This window comes from Pseudomonas sp. H9 (genome assembly GCF_004353925.1).
Lineage (GTDB): Bacteria > Pseudomonadota > Gammaproteobacteria > Pseudomonadales > Pseudomonadaceae > Aquipseudomonas.
The window spans coordinates 99,847-120,908 of sequence record NZ_SMOK01000047.1; the positions used below are offsets into that span (position 1 = coordinate 99,847).

The 21,062-nt window shown below is 61.5% G+C and carries 22 protein-coding genes; 3 read left to right on the forward strand and 19 right to left on the reverse strand.

Features of this window, described 5'->3' with window-relative positions; genetic code table 11:
* Nucleotides 1-132 precede the first annotated feature (132 nt).
* The 10 genes from E1573_RS25235 to ccmA are packed head-to-tail and all read right to left on the reverse strand — an operon-like array spanning nt 133 to nt 7,506.
* Nucleotides 133-549, reverse strand: a complete 417-nt coding sequence (locus E1573_RS25235) for a hypothetical protein (RefSeq protein ID WP_133217266.1) — start codon at nt 547-549, stop codon at nt 133-135.
* A gap of 10 nt (nt 550-559) precedes the next feature.
* Entirely contained in the window at nt 560-1,780 is a 1,221-nt protein-coding gene (ccmI, locus tag E1573_RS25240; protein WP_133217267.1) for a c-type cytochrome biogenesis protein CcmI, read from the reverse strand.
* The gene (locus tag E1573_RS25245) at nt 1,773-2,249 is read right to left on the reverse strand and encodes a cytochrome c-type biogenesis protein (protein WP_133217268.1); all 477 of its coding nucleotides are present in this window, start codon (nt 2,247-2,249) and stop codon (nt 1,773-1,775) included. Before E1573_RS25245 ends, ccmI begins: the two co-directional genes overlap by 8 nt.
* The gene (locus E1573_RS25250) at nt 2,246-2,782 is read right to left on the reverse strand and encodes a DsbE family thiol:disulfide interchange protein (RefSeq protein WP_133217269.1); all 537 of its coding nucleotides are present in this window, start codon (nt 2,780-2,782) and stop codon (nt 2,246-2,248) included. The genes E1573_RS25245 and E1573_RS25250 overlap by 4 nt, the downstream gene beginning before the upstream one ends.
* Complete coding sequence (locus E1573_RS25255) at nt 2,779-4,752, reverse strand: heme lyase CcmF/NrfE family subunit (protein WP_177494604.1); 1,974 nt, start codon at nt 4,750-4,752, stop codon at nt 2,779-2,781. The genes E1573_RS25250 and E1573_RS25255 overlap by 4 nt, the downstream gene beginning before the upstream one ends.
* 11 nt (nt 4,753-4,763) lie before the next feature.
* Entirely contained in the window at nt 4,764-5,219 is a 456-nt protein-coding gene (gene ccmE / locus E1573_RS25260; RefSeq protein ID WP_133217271.1) for a cytochrome c maturation protein CcmE, read from the reverse strand.
* Nucleotides 5,216-5,392, reverse strand: a complete 177-nt coding sequence (gene ccmD / locus E1573_RS25265) for a heme exporter protein CcmD (RefSeq protein WP_133217272.1) — start codon at nt 5,390-5,392, stop codon at nt 5,216-5,218. The genes ccmE and ccmD overlap by 4 nt, the downstream gene beginning before the upstream one ends.
* The gene (locus E1573_RS25270) at nt 5,389-6,165 is read right to left on the reverse strand and encodes a heme ABC transporter permease (protein WP_133217273.1); all 777 of its coding nucleotides are present in this window, start codon (nt 6,163-6,165) and stop codon (nt 5,389-5,391) included. The genes ccmD and E1573_RS25270 overlap by 4 nt, the downstream gene beginning before the upstream one ends.
* Nucleotides 6,166-6,208: 43 nt before the next feature.
* A complete protein-coding gene (gene ccmB, locus E1573_RS25275) occupies nt 6,209-6,877 on the reverse strand; it encodes a heme exporter protein CcmB (RefSeq protein WP_038616869.1) in 669 nt (222 codons plus the stop codon).
* The gene (ccmA, locus tag E1573_RS25280) at nt 6,874-7,506 is read right to left on the reverse strand and encodes a cytochrome c biogenesis heme-transporting ATPase CcmA (protein ID WP_133217274.1); all 633 of its coding nucleotides are present in this window, start codon (nt 7,504-7,506) and stop codon (nt 6,874-6,876) included. Before ccmA ends, ccmB begins: the two co-directional genes overlap by 4 nt.
* 163 nt (nt 7,507-7,669) lie before the next feature.
* Between ccmA and E1573_RS25285 the strand changes: the two genes are divergently transcribed.
* From E1573_RS25285 to E1573_RS25295, 3 genes are all read left to right on the forward strand, one after another.
* Nucleotides 7,670-9,238, forward strand: coding sequence for a flagellar hook-length control protein FliK (locus E1573_RS25285; protein WP_133217275.1), 1,569 nt, complete (start codon nt 7,670-7,672; stop codon nt 9,236-9,238).
* 106 nt (nt 9,239-9,344) lie between these two features.
* A complete protein-coding gene (locus E1573_RS25290) occupies nt 9,345-9,689 on the forward strand; it encodes an EscU/YscU/HrcU family type III secretion system export apparatus switch protein (protein ID WP_133217276.1) in 345 nt (114 codons plus the stop codon).
* A 106-nt stretch (nt 9,690-9,795) separates the two neighbouring features.
* Nucleotides 9,796-12,534, forward strand: coding sequence for a dermonecrotic toxin domain-containing protein (locus E1573_RS25295; protein ID WP_133217277.1), 2,739 nt, complete (start codon nt 9,796-9,798; stop codon nt 12,532-12,534).
* A 66-nt stretch (nt 12,535-12,600) separates the two neighbouring features.
* Here the strand turns inward: E1573_RS25295 and E1573_RS25300 are convergent, their stop codons facing one another.
* The 9 genes from E1573_RS25300 to E1573_RS25340 form a co-directional block, all read right to left on the reverse strand.
* Nucleotides 12,601-12,996 carry a DUF2802 domain-containing protein gene (locus E1573_RS25300; protein WP_133217278.1) on the reverse strand — a complete coding sequence of 132 codons (396 nt, stop codon included), beginning with the start codon at nt 12,994-12,996 and terminating at the stop codon, nt 12,601-12,603.
* A gap of 1 nt (nt 12,997) precedes the next feature.
* Nucleotides 12,998-13,477, reverse strand: coding sequence for a chemotaxis protein CheW (locus tag E1573_RS25305; RefSeq protein WP_028945467.1), 480 nt, complete (start codon nt 13,475-13,477; stop codon nt 12,998-13,000).
* Nucleotides 13,478-13,538: 61 nt separating this feature from the next.
* Nucleotides 13,539-14,408 carry a CheW domain-containing protein gene (locus E1573_RS25310; RefSeq protein WP_133217279.1) on the reverse strand — a complete coding sequence of 290 codons (870 nt, stop codon included), beginning with the start codon at nt 14,406-14,408 and terminating at the stop codon, nt 13,539-13,541.
* A complete protein-coding gene (locus E1573_RS25315; RefSeq protein ID WP_133217280.1) occupies nt 14,408-15,196 on the reverse strand; it encodes a ParA family protein in 789 nt (262 codons plus the stop codon). The genes E1573_RS25310 and E1573_RS25315 overlap by 1 nt, the downstream gene beginning before the upstream one ends.
* A 44-nt stretch (nt 15,197-15,240) precedes the next feature.
* A complete protein-coding gene (gene motD / locus E1573_RS25320) occupies nt 15,241-16,128 on the reverse strand; it encodes a flagellar motor protein MotD (protein ID WP_133217281.1) in 888 nt (295 codons plus the stop codon).
* Between the two features lie 3 nt (nt 16,129-16,131).
* Complete coding sequence (locus tag E1573_RS25325) at nt 16,132-16,872, reverse strand: flagellar motor protein (RefSeq protein WP_133217282.1); 741 nt, start codon at nt 16,870-16,872, stop codon at nt 16,132-16,134.
* Nucleotides 16,872-17,984: a chemotaxis response regulator protein-glutamate methylesterase gene (locus E1573_RS25330; protein ID WP_133217283.1), complete on the reverse strand. Its 1,113-nt coding sequence runs from the start codon at nt 17,982-17,984 to the stop codon at nt 16,872-16,874. Before E1573_RS25330 ends, E1573_RS25325 begins: the two co-directional genes overlap by 1 nt.
* A gap of 45 nt (nt 17,985-18,029) precedes the next feature.
* Nucleotides 18,030-20,255, reverse strand: a complete 2,226-nt coding sequence (locus tag E1573_RS25335) for a chemotaxis protein CheA (RefSeq protein WP_133217284.1) — start codon at nt 20,253-20,255, stop codon at nt 18,030-18,032.
* 12 nt (nt 20,256-20,267) lie between these two features.
* A complete protein-coding gene (locus E1573_RS25340; RefSeq protein ID WP_133217285.1) occupies nt 20,268-21,056 on the reverse strand; it encodes a protein phosphatase CheZ in 789 nt (262 codons plus the stop codon).
* Nucleotides 21,057-21,062 lie beyond the last annotated feature (6 nt).

A 21,062-nucleotide genomic window follows, 5' to 3' on the forward strand; every position in this document is an offset into this window, starting at 1 on the left:
AAGGCTCCTTGCGGGGAAAGGTAGCCGTTGAGTCTAGCATCTGGGGGGAGCGGGCTTGCCCCGCGATTGCGGTGTATCAGACACATCGCATCGCGGGGCAAGCCCGCTCCAACAGCAAGCCCGCTCCCACCGTTACTGGGCGAACGCCCGGCCTAGGCCACCCGGCACACCGCTGCTGTCGGTTTCCTGCCACGGGCCATTGAGGTTGGTCGACCAACTCCAGCCGTTGTTCCAGCGGTAGTAGGTACGCTGGCGGTAGAAGGTGTTGGTCTTGCCTTCCAGCACATACACGCCCAAGCGCGGGTCCCAGTGGCTGGCACCGCCGGGCGGTGGCGCGAAGCTGGCCGAGGTACGCGGCATCGGCTTGGCTGCTGGCGTGCCCACCGCCGGTTTGCTCGGCACCGTGCTCGGGCGCGGGGCCGGCTTGCTGCTCGGCCCCGGTGGCAAGGATTCAATCGGCGGTGTTGTCGGTTCGTAAGGCTGATGAACAGTACACGCGCTCAGGCCCACGGCCAGGGAAAGGAGGGCAAGGCGTGCGATGCTGTTCATAAAAACTCTCTTACTGGTCCGGGCTGTCGATGGTCAGGTGCTGCGCAGCGGTGGTGCTGCTGGCCAGCGGGCTGCTGTGACCGATCCACTCACCCTGGGTCGGCTGGCCAGCGCGTGAGACGCGCGCAACCAGTTGGACTTCAGGAAAGCTCGACAGTTTCATGTCCGGCATCATCGCATCGCTGTCGCTGAGTTCTACATCAATCGGCAACTGCGCCACCGTCACGCGCTTGGCCGCCAGCGGCATGGGTGGGCCGGAGCTGGCACGGGCGAAAATGAACACCGTGTCGTCAGGCTTGACCTTGTCTTTGAGCGCTGCAGCAAGCTCCACCCGTACTTTCAGGCGAGCGCCAGTGGTGGCGGCAGGTGCAGCCGGTGCGCTTGGCGTTGCCGCGACCTTGCCTTCACCCGCGTTGAGTTTCTCCTGGGCGCGTTCGATACCGCCTTGCAGGGCCGCTCGCGAGGCGTCGCCTTCAGGCAGCTGTGCCAACAGGCGGTTCCAGTAGTCGATGGCTTGCTGATAGCGTTCGCTCTCGAAGGCAGCAATCCCCAGCAGACCGAGGCTGGTGACTTCGTTAGGGTCGGCCTTGAGCGCTTCGTCAGTGAGCGCCTGCAGTTGCGCTGTCCATTGCTTGTTGTTGGCAAAGTACAACGCCTGGGCCCACTGCCCGAGCAATTCTGGCTGGCGCCCGGCAAGGGTCGCGGCCCGTTCGAAAACCTTGGCCGCATCGGCTGGACGCTCCTGGGCCATATAGGCACGGCCGAGGAAGTACAGGCCTTCGGCCGAATCCGGTTGCGCCTCGACCGCACGCTCAAGGCGTGTGGTCATCTCTTCCATCGACTGCGGAGCCTGGGCGAACTGTTGGGTCAGTTCAACCTTTTCGCTGGCGCCAAAGTGCAGGTACAGGCCCAGGCCCATCAACGGCACCAGCACTGCAGCCAGCAACGGCAACGGCTTGCCCAGACGCCCGAAACGCTGCGGTTCGGCATTTTCGGTGTCGGCCAGCAGCTCCCGGCCCGCCTCATCGCGGCCTTTGGTCAACTGAGCGTCATCCAGCACACCGGCCGCGTGCTGGGCAGTCAGTTCAGCGACCCGCTCCTGGTACAGCGCAACGTTCAGGGCGGTACGGTCTTCTTCCAGTTGCGCACGACGGCCACGCAACACCGGGATCAGCAAAAAGCTCAGGGCTACCAACAACAGCAGGCCTGCAGCAAGCCAGAAATCAGTCATGGTTCTGTTCTTTGTCCAGCAATTTGGCGAGGCGCTCACGCTCCTCGGAGGAAAGGTCGGCGTTGCCAGCAGCGGCTTGTGCCCGACGCTTGCGCACAATCAGCGCCAGCAGGCCAAAGCCACCCACCAGCAACACGCCCGGGCCAAACCAGAGCAGCCAGGTACGTGCCGTCAGTTCAGGCTTGTAGCGCACGAAATCACCGTAGCGATCGACCATGAAGTCGATGATTTCCTCATTGCTCTTGCCTTCGCCGAGCATGCGGAAAATTTCCCGGCGCAGGTCAGCCGCAATCGGTGCGTTAGAGTCGGCGATGTCCTGGTTCTGGCACTTGGGGCAACGCAGCTCGTTGGTCAGGTCGTGATAACGCGCGCGCTCGGCTTCATCGGCGAACTGGTACGTGTCGATGGCCGCCTGGGTCATCCCGGCCAACCCCAGGCCGAGAACGGCGGCTGCCAGCCAGCGCTTCATTGCTTGGCCTCATCGACCAGGCCCTGATACAGCGGCGCCAGCTGCTCACGCCAAACCGTGGCGTCCACCACGCCGACGTGCTTGTAACGGATGATGCCCTTGGCATCGATCACGAAGGTTTCCGGGGCGCCGTAGACGCCCAGGTTCAACCCGAGGCTGCCTTGGTCATCTTCGATGTTGAGCTGATACGGGTTGTGGAACTCGGCCAGCCACTTGACCGCAGCGGCGTTGTCATCCTTGTAGTTGACCCCATGGATCACCACGCCCTGCTCTGCCAGCTTGTTCAGGTACGGGTGCTCGACCTTGCACGACGGGCACCAGGTGGCCCAGACGTTGACCAAGGCAGGCTTACCGATCAGGTCGGCCTGGGTCAGGGTCTTGCCATCTTGCACCGACTTGAGCGAGAACGCCGGGAACGGTTTGCCGATCATTGCCGAAGGCAACTCGGTGGGGTCAAGGAACAGGCCCCGGTAGAGAAACACCGCCACCAGCAAAAACACCGCCAGTGGCAGCACCATGATCCAACGCTTCATGCAGTTGCTCCCGACATGCCCAGTACTTCACGCACTCGGGCTTTGACCTTGACTCGATAACGCCCATCCATGGCCGCCAGCAGGCCGCCCAGGCCGGTCAGCAAACCGCCCAGCCAGATCCAGCGCACGAAGGGTTTGACATGCACGCGTACCGCCCAGGCGCCGTTGTCCAGCGGTTCACCGAGGGCTACGTAGAGGTCGCGGGTGAAACCGGCATCGATACCGGCTTCGGTCATCATTGACTGCTGCACGGTGTACAGGCGTTTTTCCGGATGCAGCACGTTGATTTCGCGGCCATCTTCAACCACCCGTACCGTACCTTTGTCGGAGGTGAAGTTCGGCCCTTCGAAGTGCTTGGCGCCTTCAAAGATGAACTGATAACCACCCAGCTCAACCGACTCGCCCGGCGCCAGGCGCAGATCGCGTTCGGCACTGTTGTTGCTCGACAGCACCACACCCAAGGCACAGACCGCCAGGCCCAGGTGCGCAACATGCATGCCCCAATAGCTGCGGTTCAAGCCGCGCACGCCCTTGATCAAGCCTTTGTGACGGGTTTTGTCGAGGATGTCGCGCAGGCCGGCCAGCACGATCCACGCGGCCAGCGCGAAGGTGGTCAATACCGGCCAGTCGAAGTCGTCAACCAGCAGCCCACCGACCGGTGCCAACACCACAGTGCCGATCAGCACGGGGGTCAGCATGCCTGCCAGCCATTTGCCCGGGGTGTCTTTCCAGCGCACCAGCACACCAATGGCCATCACCACCATCAGCAAGGCCATCAGCGGCAGGAACAGCGCGTCGAAGTACGGCGGCCCCACCGACAGCTTGGCGCCGGTCAGGGCATCGAGAATCAGCGGGTACAAGGTACCGAGCAGAATCATCGAGGCAGCCACCACCAACACAATGTTGTTGGCCAGCAGCAGGGTTTCACGCGACCACAAGGCAAAGCCGACCTGGCTCTTGACCACTGGCGCGCGCAGGGCGAACAGGGTCAGCGAACCACCGACGACAAACAGCAGGAAAATCAGAATGAACACGCCACGCTCTGGGTCCGAGGCGAACGCATGCACCGAGGTCAGCACCCCGGAACGAACCAGGAAGGTGCCGAGCAGGCTCAAGGAAAACGCGGCAATGGCCAGCAATACCGTCCAGCTCTTGAATACACCGCGTTTTTCGGTCACGGCCAGCGAGTGAATCAGCGCAGTGCCCACCAGCCATGGCATGAACGAAGCGTTTTCTACCGGGTCCCAGAACCACCAGCCGCCCCAGCCCAGCTCGTAATACGCCCACCAGGAGCCGAGGGTGATGCCGATGCCGAGGAAGGCCCAGGCAACCAGAGTCCAGGGCCGCGACCAGCGCGCCCAGGCGGCGTCCAGACGCCCGCCGAGCAAGGCGGCAATGGCGAAGGCAAAGGCTACCGAGAAGCCTACATAGCCCATGTACAGCATCGGCGGGTGAACGATCAGGCCGATGTCCTGCAACAGTGGGTTGAGGTCGGCGCCGTCGCTCGGCACTTGCGGCAACAAACGGGTAAACGGGTTAGAGGTAACGATCAGGAACGACAGGAAGCCGACGCTGATCATGCCCATAACTGCCAGCACCCTGGCCAGCATCACCTGCGGCAACTGCCGCGAGAACACCGACACCGCAAAGGTCCAGCCGCCGAGGATCATCGCCCACAGCAGCAGCGAACCCTCGTGGGCGCCCCACACGGCGCTGAACTTGAAGTACCAGGGCAAGGCACTGTTGGAGTTGTTGGCAACGTAGGCGACCGAGAAGTTGTCGGTCATGAAGGCGTGGGTCAGGCAGGCAAAGGAAAACGCCAGAAAAGCGAACTGCCCCCACGCTGCTGGCCGCGCCAGGCTCATCCACAGGCTGTCACCGCGCCAGGCGCCGAGCAACGGCACGGTGGCCTGCACGGCAGCAAAGCAGATGGCCAGAATCATGGCCAGTTGGCCGAGTTCGGGAATGATCAACGCCGCGTTCATGGCTTGGCTCCCGCGTCAGTCGCTACCTGGCCGCTTTCTTTAAGGGCCTTGGTCACTTCCGGTGGCATGTACTTCTCGTCGTGCTTGGCCAGCACTTCATCGGCCACCACCACGCCGTCGGCGTTGAGCTTGCCCAGGGCGACAATGCCCTGGCCTTCACGGAACAGGTCAGGGAGGATGCCGCGGTAGGTAATCGGCACCGACTTGTTGAAGTCAGTCACCACAAAGCGCACATCGAGCGAATCGCCCGAACGCTGCAGCGAGCCTTTCTCGACCATGCCACCGGCACGAATACGGGTATCGAGCGGTGCTTCGCCGTTGGCGATCTGGGTCGGGGTGTAAAACAGGTTGATGTTCTGCTGCAGGGCGCTCAAGGCCAGGCCCACAGCGATGCCGACCCCGGCCAGCAGGCCGAGGATGATAAACAGGCGCTTTTTGCGTTGCGGATTCACGGCTTGCTCTCCCGGCGCAGACGACGCGCCTCATCTTGCAGGTAACGGCGCCGGGCCAGCAGGGGCAAGGCAACGTTGATGGCCAGTGCCAACAGGCAAATGCCGTAGGCCGACCAGACATACAGGCCGTGATGGCCCATGGCGAGAAAATCACTGAAGGAGGCGAAACTCATCGTGCCACCCCCCGACCCAGGCTGTTCAATACCTCCTCCCTGACCCAACTGGCGCGTGCTTCACGCTTGAGCACTTCAAGACGCATACGCAGCAACAGCACAGCGCCGAAGAAACAGTAGAACCCCAGTACCGTGAGCAGCAGCGGCAGCCACATTTCCGCTGGCATCGCCGGCTTTTCGGTGAGGGTGAAGGTGGCGCCCTGGTGCAGGGTGTTCCACCATTCCACGGAGTACTTGATGATCGGGATGTTGATCACACCGACAATCGCCAGCACCGCGCAGGCTTTGGCAGCGCTCTCACGGTTGGTAATGGCGTGACCCAAAGCAATAAGGCCGAAGTACAGGAACAGCAGGATCAGCATCGAGGTCAGGCGTGCGTCCCAGACCCACCAGCTACCCCAGGTCGGCTTGCCCCAGATGGCGCCGGTAACCAGCGCTACGGCGGTCATCCAGGCACCGATTGGCGCGGCACTCTGCAGGGCGACGTCGGCGATTTTCATTTTCCACACCAGCCCCACCACACCGGCTACAGCCAGCATCACATAGCAGGACTGCGCCAGCATGGCGGCCGGTACATGAATGTAGATGATGCGAAAGCTGTTGCCCTGTTGATAATCCTCGGGTGCAAAGGCCAGGCCCCAGATCACACCGATGCCAATCAACAGGATCGCCGCCACCGTAAGCCACGGCAACATGCGGCCACTGATGGCATAGAACCACTTGGGCGAGCCCAGTTTATGAAACCACGTCCAGCTGATTACGCTGCTTTTCATCACGGTACATCCAGGGTCTTTGCTGGGCAGGGCCCAGACCTCATTATTCGCCGACGCTGATCTTCAGGCCAGCCGCTATTGCAAAGGGTGCCAGAGTTACTGCCAAGGCGGTCAGGCTGCCAAGCCAGAGCAGATAACCGGTCGCCGGCATAGCTTGCAACGCCGCCTGCAAGGCGCCACTGCCAAGGATCAATACCGGGATATATAACGGCAAGATCAGTAGCGCCAAGAGCAGGCCACCACGTTTCAGACCGACTGTCAGGGCGGCCCCCACGGCGCCCAACAAGCTCAGTACCGGGGTGCCGAGCAACAACGATGCCAGCAGCACCGGCAGGCATGCCGATGGCAAACCTAGCATCAGAGCCAGCAGCGGTGCCAACAATACCAGTGCCAGGCCGGAAAAGGCCCAGTGTGCCAGCACTTTTGCCAGCACCAGAAGAGGCAGGGGGTGCGACGAAAGGACCCACTGTTCCAGTGATCCATCCTCGAAATCACTGCGGAAAAGCCCGTCCAGCGAGAGTAAAACCGATAAAAGGGCCGCTACCCAGACCAGTCCCGGAGACAAGGTTTGCAACAATTGAGTCTCAGGGCCGACCGCCAGTGGGAACAAGGCGATGACAATGGCAAAGAACACCAGCGGGTTGGCCAGCTCTGCCGGTCGTCGGCACAACAGGCGCGCTTCGCGACGCAACAACAAAACAAAAACACTCATGCGGCCCACTGCCCCAAGTTCAGTTCGCGGTAACCCGACGGTTTGCGTTCAAGTGTGTGATGGGTGGTCAGCACGACCATCCCGCCCTGCTCGCAATGGGCCACCAGGTGGGCCTCAAGCTGAGCCACGCCCTGCTTGTCGAGGGCGGTGAAGGGCTCATCGAGAATCCACAGGGGCGGGCTGTCCAGATACAGCCGGGCGAGCGCCACACGACGCTGCTGACCGGCCGACAGGGTATGACAAGGAACGTCTTCGAACCCGCGCAAGCCCACGGCCTCCAGGGCTTTCCAGATCGCCTTGGGTTCGGCGGGCCGGTGCAGGGCACACAACCAGGCAAGGTTCTCTTCAGGGCTGAGCAAGTCTTTGATGCCGGCGGCATGGCCGATCCACAATAGAATCCGCGCCAGCTCGCTGCGCTGTTCGGCCAGGGGTTTGCCATCGAGGCGAATCTGCCCGGCGGTCGGGCTCATGAGGCCGGCCAGCAAGCGTAGCAGGCTGGTCTTGCCGCTGCCGTTGGGGCCGCTGATTTGCAGCATGTCGCCCGCAGCCAGGTGCAGTTCGAGGTTTTCGAACAGCATGCGCCAGTCGCGCTCGCAGGCCAGGCCCACAGCTTCGAGATGAGGGGTCACAGTTTCGCCTTATGCTTGGGATACCTGTCTCAAGTCGGCCCTGGCCCTGCCGTTATACTGGCATTGGAGCTACAGCCCGGCCGCTTTGATCGCGAAAGATCGGGCGGCATTATACATGCGATGTCCTACTGCAAAGAGGGCTATTTCAACAGGTTGCCAGCAGATGACAGGCGAAATTAACACCCTTGGCGCGCAGATGCCGACGCCCACCCAACTGCGTTCAGCGATGACCGGTGAGTTGTTGCGTCTGCTGCAACCGCAAGCGGGGTTACTTGCACCTGGAGAGATTGCCAAAGCCGAAGTATTGACCCTGCGTCAGATCGGCCAGGATTTTCAGATGTTGCTGCGACTGACGCAGGAAAACGGCAAGCAGTTCAACGTCCAGACCAGCAGCAACCAACCCTTGGCGCAAGGCAGCCAACTGGCCGTCAGCCAGAGCAGCACTGCCAATCTGACCATCACCGTGCAGCAAGCGATTGCCCGCAATGTTGCCAGCCTGACGCAGATCGACACCCGCCAAATGCCGGTGGGTACCCTGCTGCAAGGCAAGGTCCTGACCAGTCAGGCGTTGCCCCAGACCGCCGGGCAACTGGCGCAGTTTCGTTCCCTGGTCAGCCTGCTCAGCGGCCCCCAGACAGGCGCCACCCTGACTATCGACAGCCCCCGCCCACTGCCGGTGGGCAGTTTGCTCAGCGCACGGGTGCAAGGCGACCAGTCGTTGACCTTCGTACTGCTGAGCGGGCGCCATGAGCAGTTGGCAATCAGCCAGCAGCTGAGCGCCCAGCAGAGCCGTCAGGCGTCGTTACAAGGCTTGCTGGCCGGGCTGCAACAACTACGCGACGCCGATAATACGCGCCCTGAAGTGCGCACCAGCGTCGACAAACTATTGGCCAGCCTGCCGGACGTGCGCCAGCTCACTGACCCCAAAGGCCTGGCTCAAGCCCTGCACAACAGCGGTGTGTTCCTCGAAGCCAAACTACTGGCAGGCGGGCCCGCCAGCCTTGCACCCGACCTCAAGGCCCAGGTGATCCGCCTGGTCGCGCAATTGCTACCGGGGCCACCTGGCACAGCCCCGTTCAATCCGGCCAGTACGGCCAGCACCCTCGCCCAAGTAATGCCGGGCATGGTCCGCACGGCCCTGGGCATGCTCGGCCAGGTCAGCCCGCGTGCGCACCCTGGCGGCTTTCCCCTGCCCTCGCGTTTACTGCAAAGCGCGGACGGCGAAGGCGACCTTGAGCACCTGTTGCGCCTCGCGGCAGCGGCCATTTCGCGCCTGCAAAGCCATCAGCTGGCCAGCCTGGAACAAACCGGCACCACCGCCGATGGCAACTTACAAACTACCTGGCAGTTGGAAATCCCGCTGCGCAGCGGCCAGGACTTCATGCCCTTGCAGGTCAAGCTGCAGCGTGAAGAAACCCCGGAGCAACAAACCGACCCGGAACGTGAGCGCCGTGACCCGCTGGAAATGCTCTGGCGTATCGAATTGTCGTTCGACCTGCATCCGCTGGGGCCACTGCAGGTGCAAGCACAGCTCAGCCAAGGCGCGCTGAGCAGCCAACTGTGGGCTGAACTGCCGCATACCGCGCAATTGATCGACAGCCAGCTCGGCGCCTTGCGCACGCGGCTGCAGGCGCGCGGTTTGACGGTCACCGAGCTGCATTGCCATCACGGCACGCCGCCGCAGGGCCCGCGCACACGCCTTGAACAACGCTGGGTGGATGAAACCGCATGAAGACTTGCCAACAATCCTTGTGGGAGCGGGCTTGCCCCGCGATCGCGCTCGGCCAGACACATCGCATCGCGGGGCAAGCCCGCTCCTACAGGCTGGGTGAACATCCATGATCGAGAAGCATCCACGTCAGGCCATTGCCCTGAGTTACGACGGCCAGCAAGCCCCGACCTTGACCGCCAAAGGTGACGACGCACTGGCCGAAGCCATCCTCGCCATTGCCCGCGAGCACGAAGTACCGATCTACGAAAATGCCGAACTGGTACGCCTGTTGGCCCGCATGGAACTGGGTGAGCAGATTCCCGAGGCGCTGTACCTGAGCATTGCCGAAATCATCGCCTTCGCCTGGCAACTCAAAGGCAAAGTGCCGGTGGGCTTCGCCGATGAAGGGCCACAGGAAAGGGATATCAGCACAAACGGCCTGCTGATTGCGCACACCACCGACAGGCATTAACTATGGCGCTCCTACCGGACTATCTTCGACGGATAACTATGTAGGCCCAACCGTCGGGATATCGGGTTCACCTTTGCCACTCCACTCCACGGCAAAGGTAATTCACATGAGCGCCACTCACCTCAATACCGCAGGCGTCCAGATCGTCCGCGATCATCTCGTCCACTTCCCCCGGCCCGACCGGGCCGCCACCGATGAGCTCAAGCGCCTGTTGACAGGCCGGGGTATACACATCGACCCCAACGAGCTGGACGTCGTGACCTTGCATTACCAGACCGGCTCAGACTATGGCTGGACGGGGATCGTCGCACAGCGAATCAGCCTTACCCAGGCCCTGCTGAGCAACTGGCAGGCCGAAGCCAACAACAACGCCGTCCCGCACTTTCTTGAAGACCAACAGCCGATCAACACTGACCGTGAGATTCGTCTGGTCTCCGCGCTGCGCCCACCAGCTCACGCGGGTGCTCAGAACTATTACGTCTACAGCGGGATCTTCCGTCGCACTCACCCCGAACAGTACAGCGACAAAAACCACGTAGATCTGCCGATCAGTGCATTTGAGGATTTTGTCTGGAACCTGGATTTCCATACGGTTTTCAAAGCCGAATTGAAGGACTACTGGTCCTCACATCTGGAGACCTACGCCACCAGCGCAAAGCTGAACTTTCTGGCCGCCTGTAACCGCCAGGCAAGCGAAGGAAAACTCAGCCGGGCCGGCGTGCAACTCGCCTGGCGTGCCATAGGGATACTGGCCGATGGCATCCAGACCCAGGTTCGGCCCTTGAATGTGTATGGCTACGCTGCGACCGATCTGCTGTGTTTCAAGAGCAAAGACAACCCGCTGATGCTGCTCTACATTCCTGGCAATGCGTCCCCGTTGCACGAATTTACCAGCCAAGGCCAGCTGCAAGACTGGTTTGCAGAGCAGTGCAAAGACCCGGAAAAACGCCAGGCGCTGATGGATCACTTCCCCCGCAAGGATGACCCCGACGGCCTGAGTTTCAGCGGCCTGGCCACCGCGCTGGAAGGGCTGGCGGTGTACCCGCAACGCCTGCACCTGGACAGCAATCGGCCAGGCTTCACCACCGAGGGCATCTGGACGCCACGCACCTACGTCAATTACAAAATGGGCACGTACAGCCCACCGTTGCGCGGTGACGTGTTTCGCGCTCTGGCCGAGCGCCAGCGCCGTCGCAGCGACAGCGACGCCGATTCGGTCATCACCAGCGACAGCGATGTGAGCAAAGCCAAATGGCGCGGCTATATCAGCTCGGCGATCAACTACCTCTCGCCACTGGCGCTGGTGTTGCCGGAGCTTGCCCCGTTGTTCGCCCTCGGCGGCATCGCCCAGTTCGGCCTGGGGCTTGACCAGGCCATCAATGGTAAAAGCCAGGAGCAACAGGCCGCCGGCGTCAGTGACGCCATATTCGGCCTGCTCAATGCGGCGCCTTTGGCGCATGCACTGGCCAGCGAACGCCCCCTGCTGTTCCGCTTCAAGAACGAAGACTTCGTCGCGCCACGCCGCATCAACGGCCAACTGGGCTACCCCATGGGCCCGGACAGCCCTCCCCGCTTGCCCGGCAGCGAAATGCCACCGTTTTTTGTCGACGCCGATCCCATCGCGCCGCTGCCCGAAGCAAATTCGGCGGTCGCTGACAACGTACTCCGGCTGCCAACGTACGACGGCACCCCCGACCGCCTCACGGCCAGTATCGGTGGCTATAACGCAGATGTCGTCTACGACTTGGAACGTGACGCCTTTTTGCGTGCAACTGCCCTGAACGATGTTGAACCCAGGTACTACCTCGCCCCTGAGTCGGGCACCAACTTGCAGCCGCTGCGAGACCCTGGTTCACGCGTGGTGACAGATGAAATGCGCATGGCCAGCCTGCGCGGCCTGGGGGTAGACCTGCACTTGCCCGTCGAACTGCCGCCGCCACCTACCGAGCCGCTGCAGTCGATTCCCAAGCGGTTCATGGGCATCTGGGTCGGCGACCAAGTCATCAACGAGGATTTGCTGGCCAATATCGCCCGTAACGCTAAACAGCTCAGCAACACGGAATACACCTTTCAGCTGTACTTATCGAACGCTCATACTTCAGCGTTTGAAGAAAACCTGCGCTTGCTGGCTGAACATGCGCCTACCCTTGAAGTGTTGCCACTGGAGCAACAAGCGCTCTTCGAGGCGTTCCAGCAAAGCCCCTACCACGCCCAGTATCAAGCCGCACTGGAAGGCGGCAACCCAGCCTCTGCTGCCGATATCCTGCGGTATCGCTTGCTTGATTATCAGGGTGGCCTGTACATGGATGTCGATGACACCCTACTGGCTGAGGGTGAATACCCCTGCACCATCGATGGCCAACCCCGAGGTCAGGCAGGTGAAGCCATTGATCAGGTAGAACTGGCCACCAGCCCAGATGGCCTGCTGCTGTTCCCACCTGCGTCCAACCAGAAGATGAACATGAACTGGTTGTACAACAACAGCCTGATAGGCAGTCACGCCAACAACCCGACACTCACGGCCATTTCCGACGAAATTCTTGCGCGTTATCGCAACGAGCCTGAGTTTTACACCAGCCGGCCGTCCCTCGAACAAGACCCGCAGGCGTTCTACAGCTATGCCAGCAAACTCTGCCGTCTTACCGGCCCCGGTGTACTCACTGACATCGTCGACCAGCAATTGCCAGCCCTGCATACGCTGCGCCAGGTCAACAACCTGTTTGCGATGCGGCAGATCAACGCCCTGGCGTATCTGGACAAGGATGCGCTACTCGATGCGATCAACAGGCTGCTGCCGCTAGACCGCATCGCCAAAATCGGAGCTGCGCAAAGCTGGGCGAAGTAGGAGCGGGCTTGCCCCGCGATGCGGTGTGACTGGCACACTGCAAATCGCGGGGCAAGCCCGCTCCTACTACTCGCTGCGGTGCACTTTGCTCATCAACTCGGCCTCGGCCTGCGTCAACCCGCAGGTCTGGGTCAATTCGTCGACGCTGGCGCCCATGCCCACCAGCCGCGCCGCCTGGGCGAACGACAGGCTGTTGGGGTCACGCTGTTCCAGTTGCAGCAGCTTGTCCGGTAACGGCGCCACCGTTGCACGCAGCTCATGCAGCGCTTCACCCATACGCACGGTGCCGTTCTGATAGTCATCCAGACGCTTGGCCAGGTCTTTGATGCGCTGGTCGCGCAGCGCATCAGCCTGGGCTTGCTGAGCAGCCAGCTCGCGCTGACGCTTGCTGTAGTTCAGGAAGTACCACACGCTCAGCGCCCAGAGCAGCGCCAGCAATAGGACTGCAACCTCAAAGATCAACTCAGATATTCTCCAGCTCGGACCACTCTTCTTCGGTCATCATTTTGTCCAGCTCGACCAGAATCAACAGTTCGTTGTTCTTGTTGCACACACCCTGGATGAACTTGGCCGACTCTTCGTTGCCGACATTCGGCGCCGTCTCGATTTCCGACTGACGCAGGTACACCACTTCAGCAACGCTATCGACCAGAATGCCGACCACTTGCTTGTCGGCCTCGATGATGACGATCCGGCTGTTGTCGGTGATCTCACTGGACATCAGGCCGAAGCGCTGACGGGTGTCGATCACCGTCACCACGTTACCACGCAGGTTGATGATGCCCAGCACGTAGCTTGGCGCACCCGGGACCGGGGCGATCTCGGTGTAGCGCAGCACTTCCTGCACCTGCATCACATTGATGCCGTAGGACTCATTGTCCAGCTTGAAGGTTACCCATTGCAGGATCGGATCTTCGGAACCTTGCGCAGACGACTTTTTCATTCCCCTATCCCTCAAAAACCGCCTTCGGCGGAGTGCTCTGTGCGGCCGCAGGCGCGACCGATTATTTTTGGCTGACGTGCAGTTGTTTGACAGCGCCGCTGGCGATCAACTCGGCCAGTTCGGCAACGTCGAGCAACGCGCACATGTGTTCGATGACCGTGCCAGCCAGCCAGGGTCGCTGGCCACGCTGGCTTCGCCATTTGATTTCGTTCGGATCCAGGCGCAGCGAACGGCTGACCTGATGCACTGCCAGCCCCCACTCGTAACCCTGAACCGAAATGACGTACTGCAAACCCTGGCGGAAATCTTCGCGATAGCGGTCAGGCATGACCCAGCGCGCGGTATCCAGCACTTTCAGATTGCCACTCTGGCTCGGCAGGATGCCGAGGAACCAGTCCGGCTGACCGAACAGCGGCGTCAGCTCATGCCCGGCCAGTGAATAGATCGAGCCCAGGCACACCAGGGGCACCGCGAGGGTCAAACCGGCCACATCGAACAGCAGGCATTCGAACGGCTCAGCGGCCCAGGCCGGGCGACCGTCAACGGTCTGCGGCGGCAACGGCTGGTTGGGAGCCGCAGGCAGGTGCACCTGGACCAAGGGCTCAACCGGCTCAGGCTGCTCCGCCACCACCTCGACAACGGCGGACTCAGGCGCAGGCTCGGCTGCCACCACCGGCATCATCGTCGGTAGCACCACCGGAGCAGGTTCGGCAAACGGCAACGGCGCCAGTTGCACGACCACCGGCCGTTGCGCCTGGGCGATCTGAGCGTCATGTGCCTGCTCTTCTCGCACGGCGGCCTGGAACTCGTCGTCGATCTCGACCGAAGGCTCGACCTGCTCAAACACTTCAGTGGCTTCGTGCAGCAAGCCGTCAAGGTACGACTGCAAAGCCAATTGTGGTGCTGAGGCAAGCTTCTGCGGGCGATTCATCAGGCCACCTGCTGGGCAAGGTTGTGCGTCAACAGGTGCTTGAGCAGCGCCCGGTACGCCACCACACCACGGCTCTTGCCATCGAACTGCGATGGCGTCTGCCCGGCACGGCTGGCATCACGCAGGCGGGTATCGACCGGAATGTAGCCCTGCCAGATGTTCTCGGGGTAGGCATCACGCAGCACCCGCAAGGTGCCCATCGAGGCCTGGGTACGGCGGTCGAACAAGGTGGGCACGATGTGATAGGGCAAGGCCTGCTTGCGCGAGCGATTGACCATCGCCAGGGTGCTGACCATGCGTTCCAGGCCCTTGACTGCCAGGTATTCGGTTTGCACCGGGATCACCAACTGCTGGCTGGCCGCCAAAGCGTTGACCATCAACACGCCGAGCAACGGCGGGCTGTCGATAATCGCGTAGTCGAAATCCTGCCACAGCTGCGCCAGAGACTTGGCGATCACCAGGCCCAACCCACTCTGCCCCGGCGACTGGCGCTCAAGCACTGCCAACGCCGTGCTCGATGGTAGCAAGGAGATGTTGTCGTCACTGGTCGGCAGCAATAATTGCCCGGGCAGGCCTTCAGGCACCGCACCTTTGTGCAGGAACAGGTCGTAGCTGCTGTGTTCCAGCGTATCCGGGTTGTGCCCGAAGTAGCTGGTCATCGAGCCATGCGGGTCAAGGTCAACCACAACCACGCGCTTGCCCGCTTCGGCCAGCAGGCCGGCCAGGGCGATGGATGTGGTGGTCTTACCGACGCCACCTTTTTGATTGGCTACTGCCCAGACTCTCATTACGTTGCTTCCTCCCGGCAAAGCGACCTGCCCACCGGGAACGGTTATAGGGTCGGTGACGGAGGATTGACGCGATTGCCGCCCCCCGTCGGTGATACCGCTGGCGGTGCAGTTTGTGTGCCAGCCCGCTTCATCGCCGCATCCGGCGTGGCATTGGCGCTGCCGGTACCGGTCAGGCTGCGGCGTACTTCCAGGTTTCGGGAAATCACCAGTACCACCCGCCGGTTACGCGCACGCCCTTCAGCCGTGTCATTGCTGGCAATCGGCTGGAACTCGCCGTAGCCGACCGAGGCCATGCGCGCCGGGTTGACCCCCTCCATCGCCAACAACCGCACAATGCTGGCTGCCCGCGCCGACGACAGCTCCCAGTTGGTCGGGTACTGCGCGGTACGAATCGGCAAGTCATCGGTAAAACCTTCGACGTGCACCGGGTTGGCGAACGGCTTCAGAATTTTTGCGACTTTCTCGATGATGTTGAAGGCGACATCGCTGGGCATCGCATCGCCGCTGCCGAACAGCAGCGAGGAGTTCAGTTCGATCTCTACCCACAGCTCATTACCGCGTACGGTCATCTGATCAGATTTGATCAGGTCACCGAAGGCATCGCGCACATCATCGGTGATGGTTTTCAGCGGATCGCTGCTGGTTTGCGCAAGGCCGGCGTCTACCTGGTCGCTGTCCTTGATCAGCGGCTCGGCCGGTTTGACCGTCAAGGGTCGTTCTTCACCGATGGGTATCGGCCGCATGCTTTTTTCAGGGTCGTTGAACACCCCGATCAAAGCTTGGGAGAGGATCTTGTACTTGCCCTCGTTGATCGAGGAGATCGAGTACATGACCACGAAAAAGGCAAACAGCAAGGTGATGAAGTCCGCGTAGGACACCAGCCAGCGTTCGTGGTTTTCATGTTCCTCAGGTTGTCGACGACGGGCCATGTGTTACTCCATGAAGCCCTGAAGCTTCAGCTCGATCGAGCGCGGGTTTTCACCTTCGGCAATCGACAGCAACCCTTCCAGCAACATTTCCCGGTAACGCGACTGGCGCAGGGTCAACGCCTTGAGCTTGTTGGCAATCGGCAGCAGGATCAAGTTGGCACTGGCCACACCGTAGATGGTGGCAACGAAGGCCACAGCAATACCGTTGCCCAGCTGCGAAGGGTCGGCCAGGTTGCCCATCACGTGGATCAAACCCATCACCGCACCGATGATGCCGATGGTCGGGGCATACCCGCCCATGCACTCAAAGACTTTGGCAGCTTGAATATCGCGGCTTTCCTGGGTGAGAAAATCCACTTCGAGAATGCTGCGAATGGCTTCCGGTTCAGCGCCATCGACCAACAGTTGCAGGCCTTTGCGCGCGTAAGGGTCAGGCTCGGCGTCGGCCACCCCTTCCAGGCCCAGCAGGCCTTCCTTGCGCGCCGTCAGGCTCCAGTTGACCACTCGGTCGATGCCGCCGGCGAGGTCGACCCGTGGCGGAAAGATAATCCAGCGCACAATCTGCAAGGCGCGCTTGAAAGCGCTCACCGGCGACTGCAACAGGGCCGCTGCCAGCGTACCCCCCAGCACGATCAGGGCCGCAGGGCCGTTGATCAGGGCCGACAGGTGACCACCCTCAAGGTAATTGCCGCCGACAATGGCAACAAAGGCCAGGATGATCCCGATTAAGCTCAAGACATCCATCAGACGCACGCCTCAACCAGGTGCTTACCGATTTCATCGAGGCTGTACACCGCATCGGCAAGGTTGGCTTTGACGATGGCCATCGGCATACCGTAAATCACGCAACTGGCTTCATCCTGGGCCCAGACCGTGCTGCCACCCTGCTTGAGCAGGCGCGCACCTTCACGGCCATCAGCGCCCATACCGGTCAAGACCACCGATAACACTTTGTCGCCGTAGGACTTGGCCGCCGAGCCAAAGGTGATGTCAACGCAGGGTTTGTAGTTCAGGCGTTCATCGCCCGGCAGAATTTTCACCGCGCCGCGGCCATCCACCATCATCTGCTTGCCACCTGGCGCCAACAGCGCCAGGCCTGGGCGCAGCATGTCACCGTCTTCGGCCTCTTTGACGCGGATCTTGCACAGCTTGTCGAGGCGTTCGGCAAAGGCCTTGGTGAACGCTGCCGGCATGTGCTGAATCAGCACGATCGGCGCCGGAAAACTGGCGGGCAGTTGCGTCAGCACCCGCTGCAGCGCCACCGGGCCACCGGTCGAAGTACCAATGGCGACCAACTTGTAGGGCTTGCGCTTAGGTGCAGGCGAAGTCGAAGCCGCTGCTGCGGCGCGCACCGGAGCCGTAGCACGAGGTGCCGGGCTGGCCCCCAGGCTGCTGACACTTGGCTGGGCCGGCGTAGTCGGTTGCGGCGCCGGGGCGGCATAGCTGCCCAAGCGGCGGTTACTGCGCGAAATGGTATGCACCTTTTCGCACAGCATCTGCTTGACCTTCTCAGGGTTGCGCGAGATGTCTTCAAAGTTTTTCGGCAGATAATCGACAGCACCGGCGTCCAGAGCGTCGAGGGTCACCCGCGCGCCCTCATGGGTCAGCGAGGAGAACATCAACACCGGGGTCGGGCAACGCTGCATGATGTGGCGAACAGCGGTGATGCCATCCATCATGGGCATTTCGTAGTCCATGGTGATGACATCGGGCTTGAGCGACAGTGCCTGGTCGATCGCTTCCTTGCCGTTGGTCGCGGTACCCACGACCTGGATAGTCGGGTCCGCTGAAAGAATTTCCGAGACACGGCGGCGGAAGAAACCGGAATCATCCACCACCAGGACCTTGACTGCCATAAACACTCCATTAGGGGGCGCGGCGTGCGGGCCGCGCCACCGGAATCAAATACGCCGGGCAGCGTAACGCTTGAGCATGCTCGGAACGTCGAGGATCAGCGCAATGCGCCCGTCACCGGTAATGGTGGCGCCCGACATGCCTGGCGTGCCCTGGAGCATCTTGCCCAGCGGTTTGATGACCACTTCTTCCTGGCCCACCAACTGATCGACGACAAAGCCAATACGTTGAGTGCCGACAGAAAGGATCACCACGTGCCCTTCGCGTTGCTCTTCATGAGCCGCAGAACTGACCAGCCAGCGCTTGAGGTAGAACAGCGGCAAGGCTTTGTCGCGGACGATCACGACCTCCTGGCCGTCGACCACGTTGGTGCGCGACAGGTCGAGGTGGAAGATTTCGTTGACGTTGACCAGCGGGAAAGCGAACGCCTGATTGCCCAGCATGACCATCAGGGTCGGCATGATCGCCAGGGTCAACGGCACCTTGATGACGATCTTCGAGCCCAGACCCTTGGTCGAATAGATATTGATCGAGCCGTTGAGCTGGGAAATTTTGGTTTTCACCACGTCCATGCCGACGCCACGGCCGGACACGTCGGAAATCTCGGTTTTAGTCGAGAAGCCGGGGGCGAAAATCAGGTTGTAGCATTCGGTTTCGCTGAGGCGGTCGGCAGCGTCCTTGTCCATTACCCCGCGCTTGACCGCGATGGCACGCAGGACGTTGGCGTCCATGCCCTTACCGTCGTCGGAGATCGACAGCAGGATGTGATCGCCCTCTTGCTCGGCCGACAGCACCACTTTACCGCCACGCGGCTTGCCTGCCGCTTCGCGTTCTTCCGGGGTTTCAACACCGTGGTCGACGGCGTTGCGCACCAAGTGCACCAACGGATCGGCCAAGGCCTCGACAAGGTTTTTGTCGAGGTCGGTTTCTTCACCGACCAACTCCAGGTTGATCTCTTTTTTCAGCTGCCGGGCCAGGTCACGAACCAAGCGCGGGAAACGCCCGAAGACCTTCTTGATCGGCTGCATGCGGGTTTTCATCACCGCGGTCTGCAGGTCGGCGGTGACCACGTCGAGGTTCGACACCGCCTTGGACATGGCCTCATCGCCGCTGTTCAGGCCCAGGCGCACCAAGCGGTTACGCACCAGCACCAGTTCGCCGACCATGTTCATGATCTCATCCAGGCGCGCGGTGTCGACCCGTACGGTGGTTTCTGTTTCGCTGACCGCGTGCTTGTCAGCCGCAGGTGCCGCCTGACGTGCTGGCGCTGCCGGTTTGGCCGCTGCCGCAGCCGGTTTAGCAGGTGCTGGCGCCGCGGCTGGGGCTGGGGCTGGCGTGGGCTTGGCGGCAACCGCTGCTGCTGGCGCTGCGGCCACAGCCGAAACCGCAGCAACGCTGTCGGGAGTGAACTTGCCTTTGCCGTGCAGCTCATCGAGCAACGCTTCAAACTCATGCTCGGAGATATGATCGCCCGACGCCGCCTCAGGGGCCTGGGCGACAGGCGCAGCAGCACCCGGCAACGCATCGACGGCAAAGGTGCCCTTGCCGTGCAGTTGATCAAGCAGTGCCTCGAACTCATCATCGGTGATTTCGTCAGCAGCCCCTTGCGGGGCCTCTGCTACCGGTGCCGGTGCACTGATGCTGTCGGGGGCGAACTGGCCCTTGCCGTGCAACTGATCGAGCAGCGATTCGAACTCGGCGTCAGTGATTTCATCACTGGCCGCTTCCGGTGCCTGCACCTGCGCTTCGGCTTCGGCCTTGACCGCATTGAGCGAGTCCAGCAGTTGCTCGAATTCGGTGTCGGTAATGTCGGCGCTGGCTTCGGCTTCAGGCGCCGGCTCAGGCTCGGCGGCTGGCGCCGCTGCGGCGATTTGCTCGGCACCGGCAGGCTCAGCCAGGCGCGACAAGGCAGCCAGCAGTTCAGGCGTAGCCGGCGTGATATCGGTGCGCTCACGCACCTGACCGAACATGCTGTTGACCGTGTCCAGGGCTTCCAGGACCACGTCCATCAACTCGGCATCGACCCGACGCTCACCCTTGCGCAGAATGTCGAAGACGTTTTCGGCGATGTGGCAGCACTCCACCAGCTCGTTGAGCTGGAGGAAGCCGGCGCCCCCTTTTACAGTGTGAAAACCGCGAAAGATTGCATTGAGCAGGTCGGCATCATCCGGGCGGCTTTCCAGCTCGACCAGTTGTTCGGACAGTTGCTCAAGAATCTCGCCGGCTTCTACCAGAAAATCCTGAAGGATCTCTTCATCGGCGCCGAAGCTCATTAAACGTGCTCCCTAAAAACCCAGGCTGGACAGCAGATCGTCGACATCGTCCTGACCGGACACAACGTCTTCACGCTTATCGGCATGAATCTGCGGACCTTCACCCCGAGTCGGATGTTTTTCTTGATCTTTCTCAGCGCGCAGCTGTTGGTGGTCATGTTCGATACCGGCAAAGCGGTCGACTTGACTGGCCATCAGCACAAGCTTGAGCAGATTGCTTTCTACTTCGGTGACCAGTGCCGTAACACGCTTGATCACCTGACCGGTCAGGTCCTGATAGTCCTGAGCCAGAAGAATGTCATTGAGGTGGCCCGCGACCTTGCGGCTGCCCTCCTCGCTACGTTCCAGAAAACGGTCGATGCGATGCATCAGCTCGCGGAACTCCGGCGCCGCCACTTCGCGACGCAGGAAGCGCTGCCAATCGGCGCGCAGGTCGCGAGCTTCGTCGCTCAGTGCGTGCATCACCGGCGTACTTTCTTCAACCAGGTCCATGGTCCGGTTGGCTGCCCCTTCGGTCAGCTTGACCACATAGGACAGACGCTCGGTAGCATCGGTGATCTGCGAGACTTCTTCGGCCTGCGGCATCTGCGGGTCGATCTGGAAGCTGACGATCGCGCTGTGCAGCTCACGCGTGAGCTTGCCCACTTCCTGGTACAGGCCACGGTCACGGGTCTGGTTCAGCTGATGGATCAGTTGCACCGCGTCGCCGAATTTGCCGCGCTCCAGACTGTCGACCAGTTCGAGCGCGTGCTTCTTCAGCGTCGACTCGAAGCCGTCCAGTGATGAATGTGTTTGCTCCATAGCGCC

What these genes read in the sequence shown, in the direction of transcription:
- E1573_RS25235 (WP_133217266.1), bottom strand. Translation starts at nt 549, where the DNA reads ATGAACAGCATCGCACGCCTTGCCCTCCTTTCCCTGGCCGTGGGCCTG.
- ccmI (WP_133217267.1), bottom strand. Translation starts at nt 1,780, where the DNA reads ATGACTGATTTCTGGCTTGCTGCAGGCCTGCTGTTGTTGGTAGCCCTG.
- E1573_RS25245 (WP_133217268.1), bottom strand. Translation starts at nt 2,249, where the DNA reads ATGAAGCGCTGGCTGGCAGCCGCCGTTCTCGGCCTGGGGTTGGCCGGG.
- E1573_RS25250 (WP_133217269.1), bottom strand. Translation starts at nt 2,782, where the DNA reads ATGAAGCGTTGGATCATGGTGCTGCCACTGGCGGTGTTTTTGCTGGTG.
- ccmD (WP_133217272.1), bottom strand. Translation starts at nt 5,392, where the DNA reads ATGAGTTTCGCCTCCTTCAGTGATTTTCTCGCCATGGGCCATCACGGC.
- E1573_RS25270 (WP_133217273.1), bottom strand. Translation starts at nt 6,165, where the DNA reads ATGAAAAGCAGCGTAATCAGCTGGACGTGGTTTCATAAACTGGGCTCG.
- ccmB (WP_038616869.1), bottom strand. Translation starts at nt 6,877, where the DNA reads ATGAGTGTTTTTGTTTTGTTGTTGCGTCGCGAAGCGCGCCTGTTGTGC.
- E1573_RS25285 (WP_133217275.1), top strand. Translation starts at nt 7,670, where the DNA reads ATGACAGGCGAAATTAACACCCTTGGCGCGCAGATGCCGACGCCCACC.
- E1573_RS25290 (WP_133217276.1), top strand. Translation starts at nt 9,345, where the DNA reads ATGATCGAGAAGCATCCACGTCAGGCCATTGCCCTGAGTTACGACGGC.
- E1573_RS25295 (WP_133217277.1), top strand. Translation starts at nt 9,796, where the DNA reads ATGAGCGCCACTCACCTCAATACCGCAGGCGTCCAGATCGTCCGCGAT.
- E1573_RS25305 (WP_028945467.1), bottom strand. Translation starts at nt 13,477, where the DNA reads ATGAAAAAGTCGTCTGCGCAAGGTTCCGAAGATCCGATCCTGCAATGG.
- E1573_RS25310 (WP_133217279.1), bottom strand. Translation starts at nt 14,408, where the DNA reads ATGAATCGCCCGCAGAAGCTTGCCTCAGCACCACAATTGGCTTTGCAG.
- E1573_RS25315 (WP_133217280.1), bottom strand. Translation starts at nt 15,196, where the DNA reads ATGAGAGTCTGGGCAGTAGCCAATCAAAAAGGTGGCGTCGGTAAGACC.
- motD (WP_133217281.1), bottom strand. Translation starts at nt 16,128, where the DNA reads ATGGCCCGTCGTCGACAACCTGAGGAACATGAAAACCACGAACGCTGG.
- E1573_RS25325 (WP_133217282.1), bottom strand. Translation starts at nt 16,872, where the DNA reads ATGGATGTCTTGAGCTTAATCGGGATCATCCTGGCCTTTGTTGCCATT.
- E1573_RS25330 (WP_133217283.1), bottom strand. Translation starts at nt 17,984, where the DNA reads ATGGCAGTCAAGGTCCTGGTGGTGGATGATTCCGGTTTCTTCCGCCGC.
- E1573_RS25335 (WP_133217284.1), bottom strand. Translation starts at nt 20,255, where the DNA reads ATGAGCTTCGGCGCCGATGAAGAGATCCTTCAGGATTTTCTGGTAGAA.
- E1573_RS25340 (WP_133217285.1), bottom strand. Translation starts at nt 21,056, where the DNA reads ATGGAGCAAACACATTCATCACTGGACGGCTTCGAGTCGACGCTGAAG.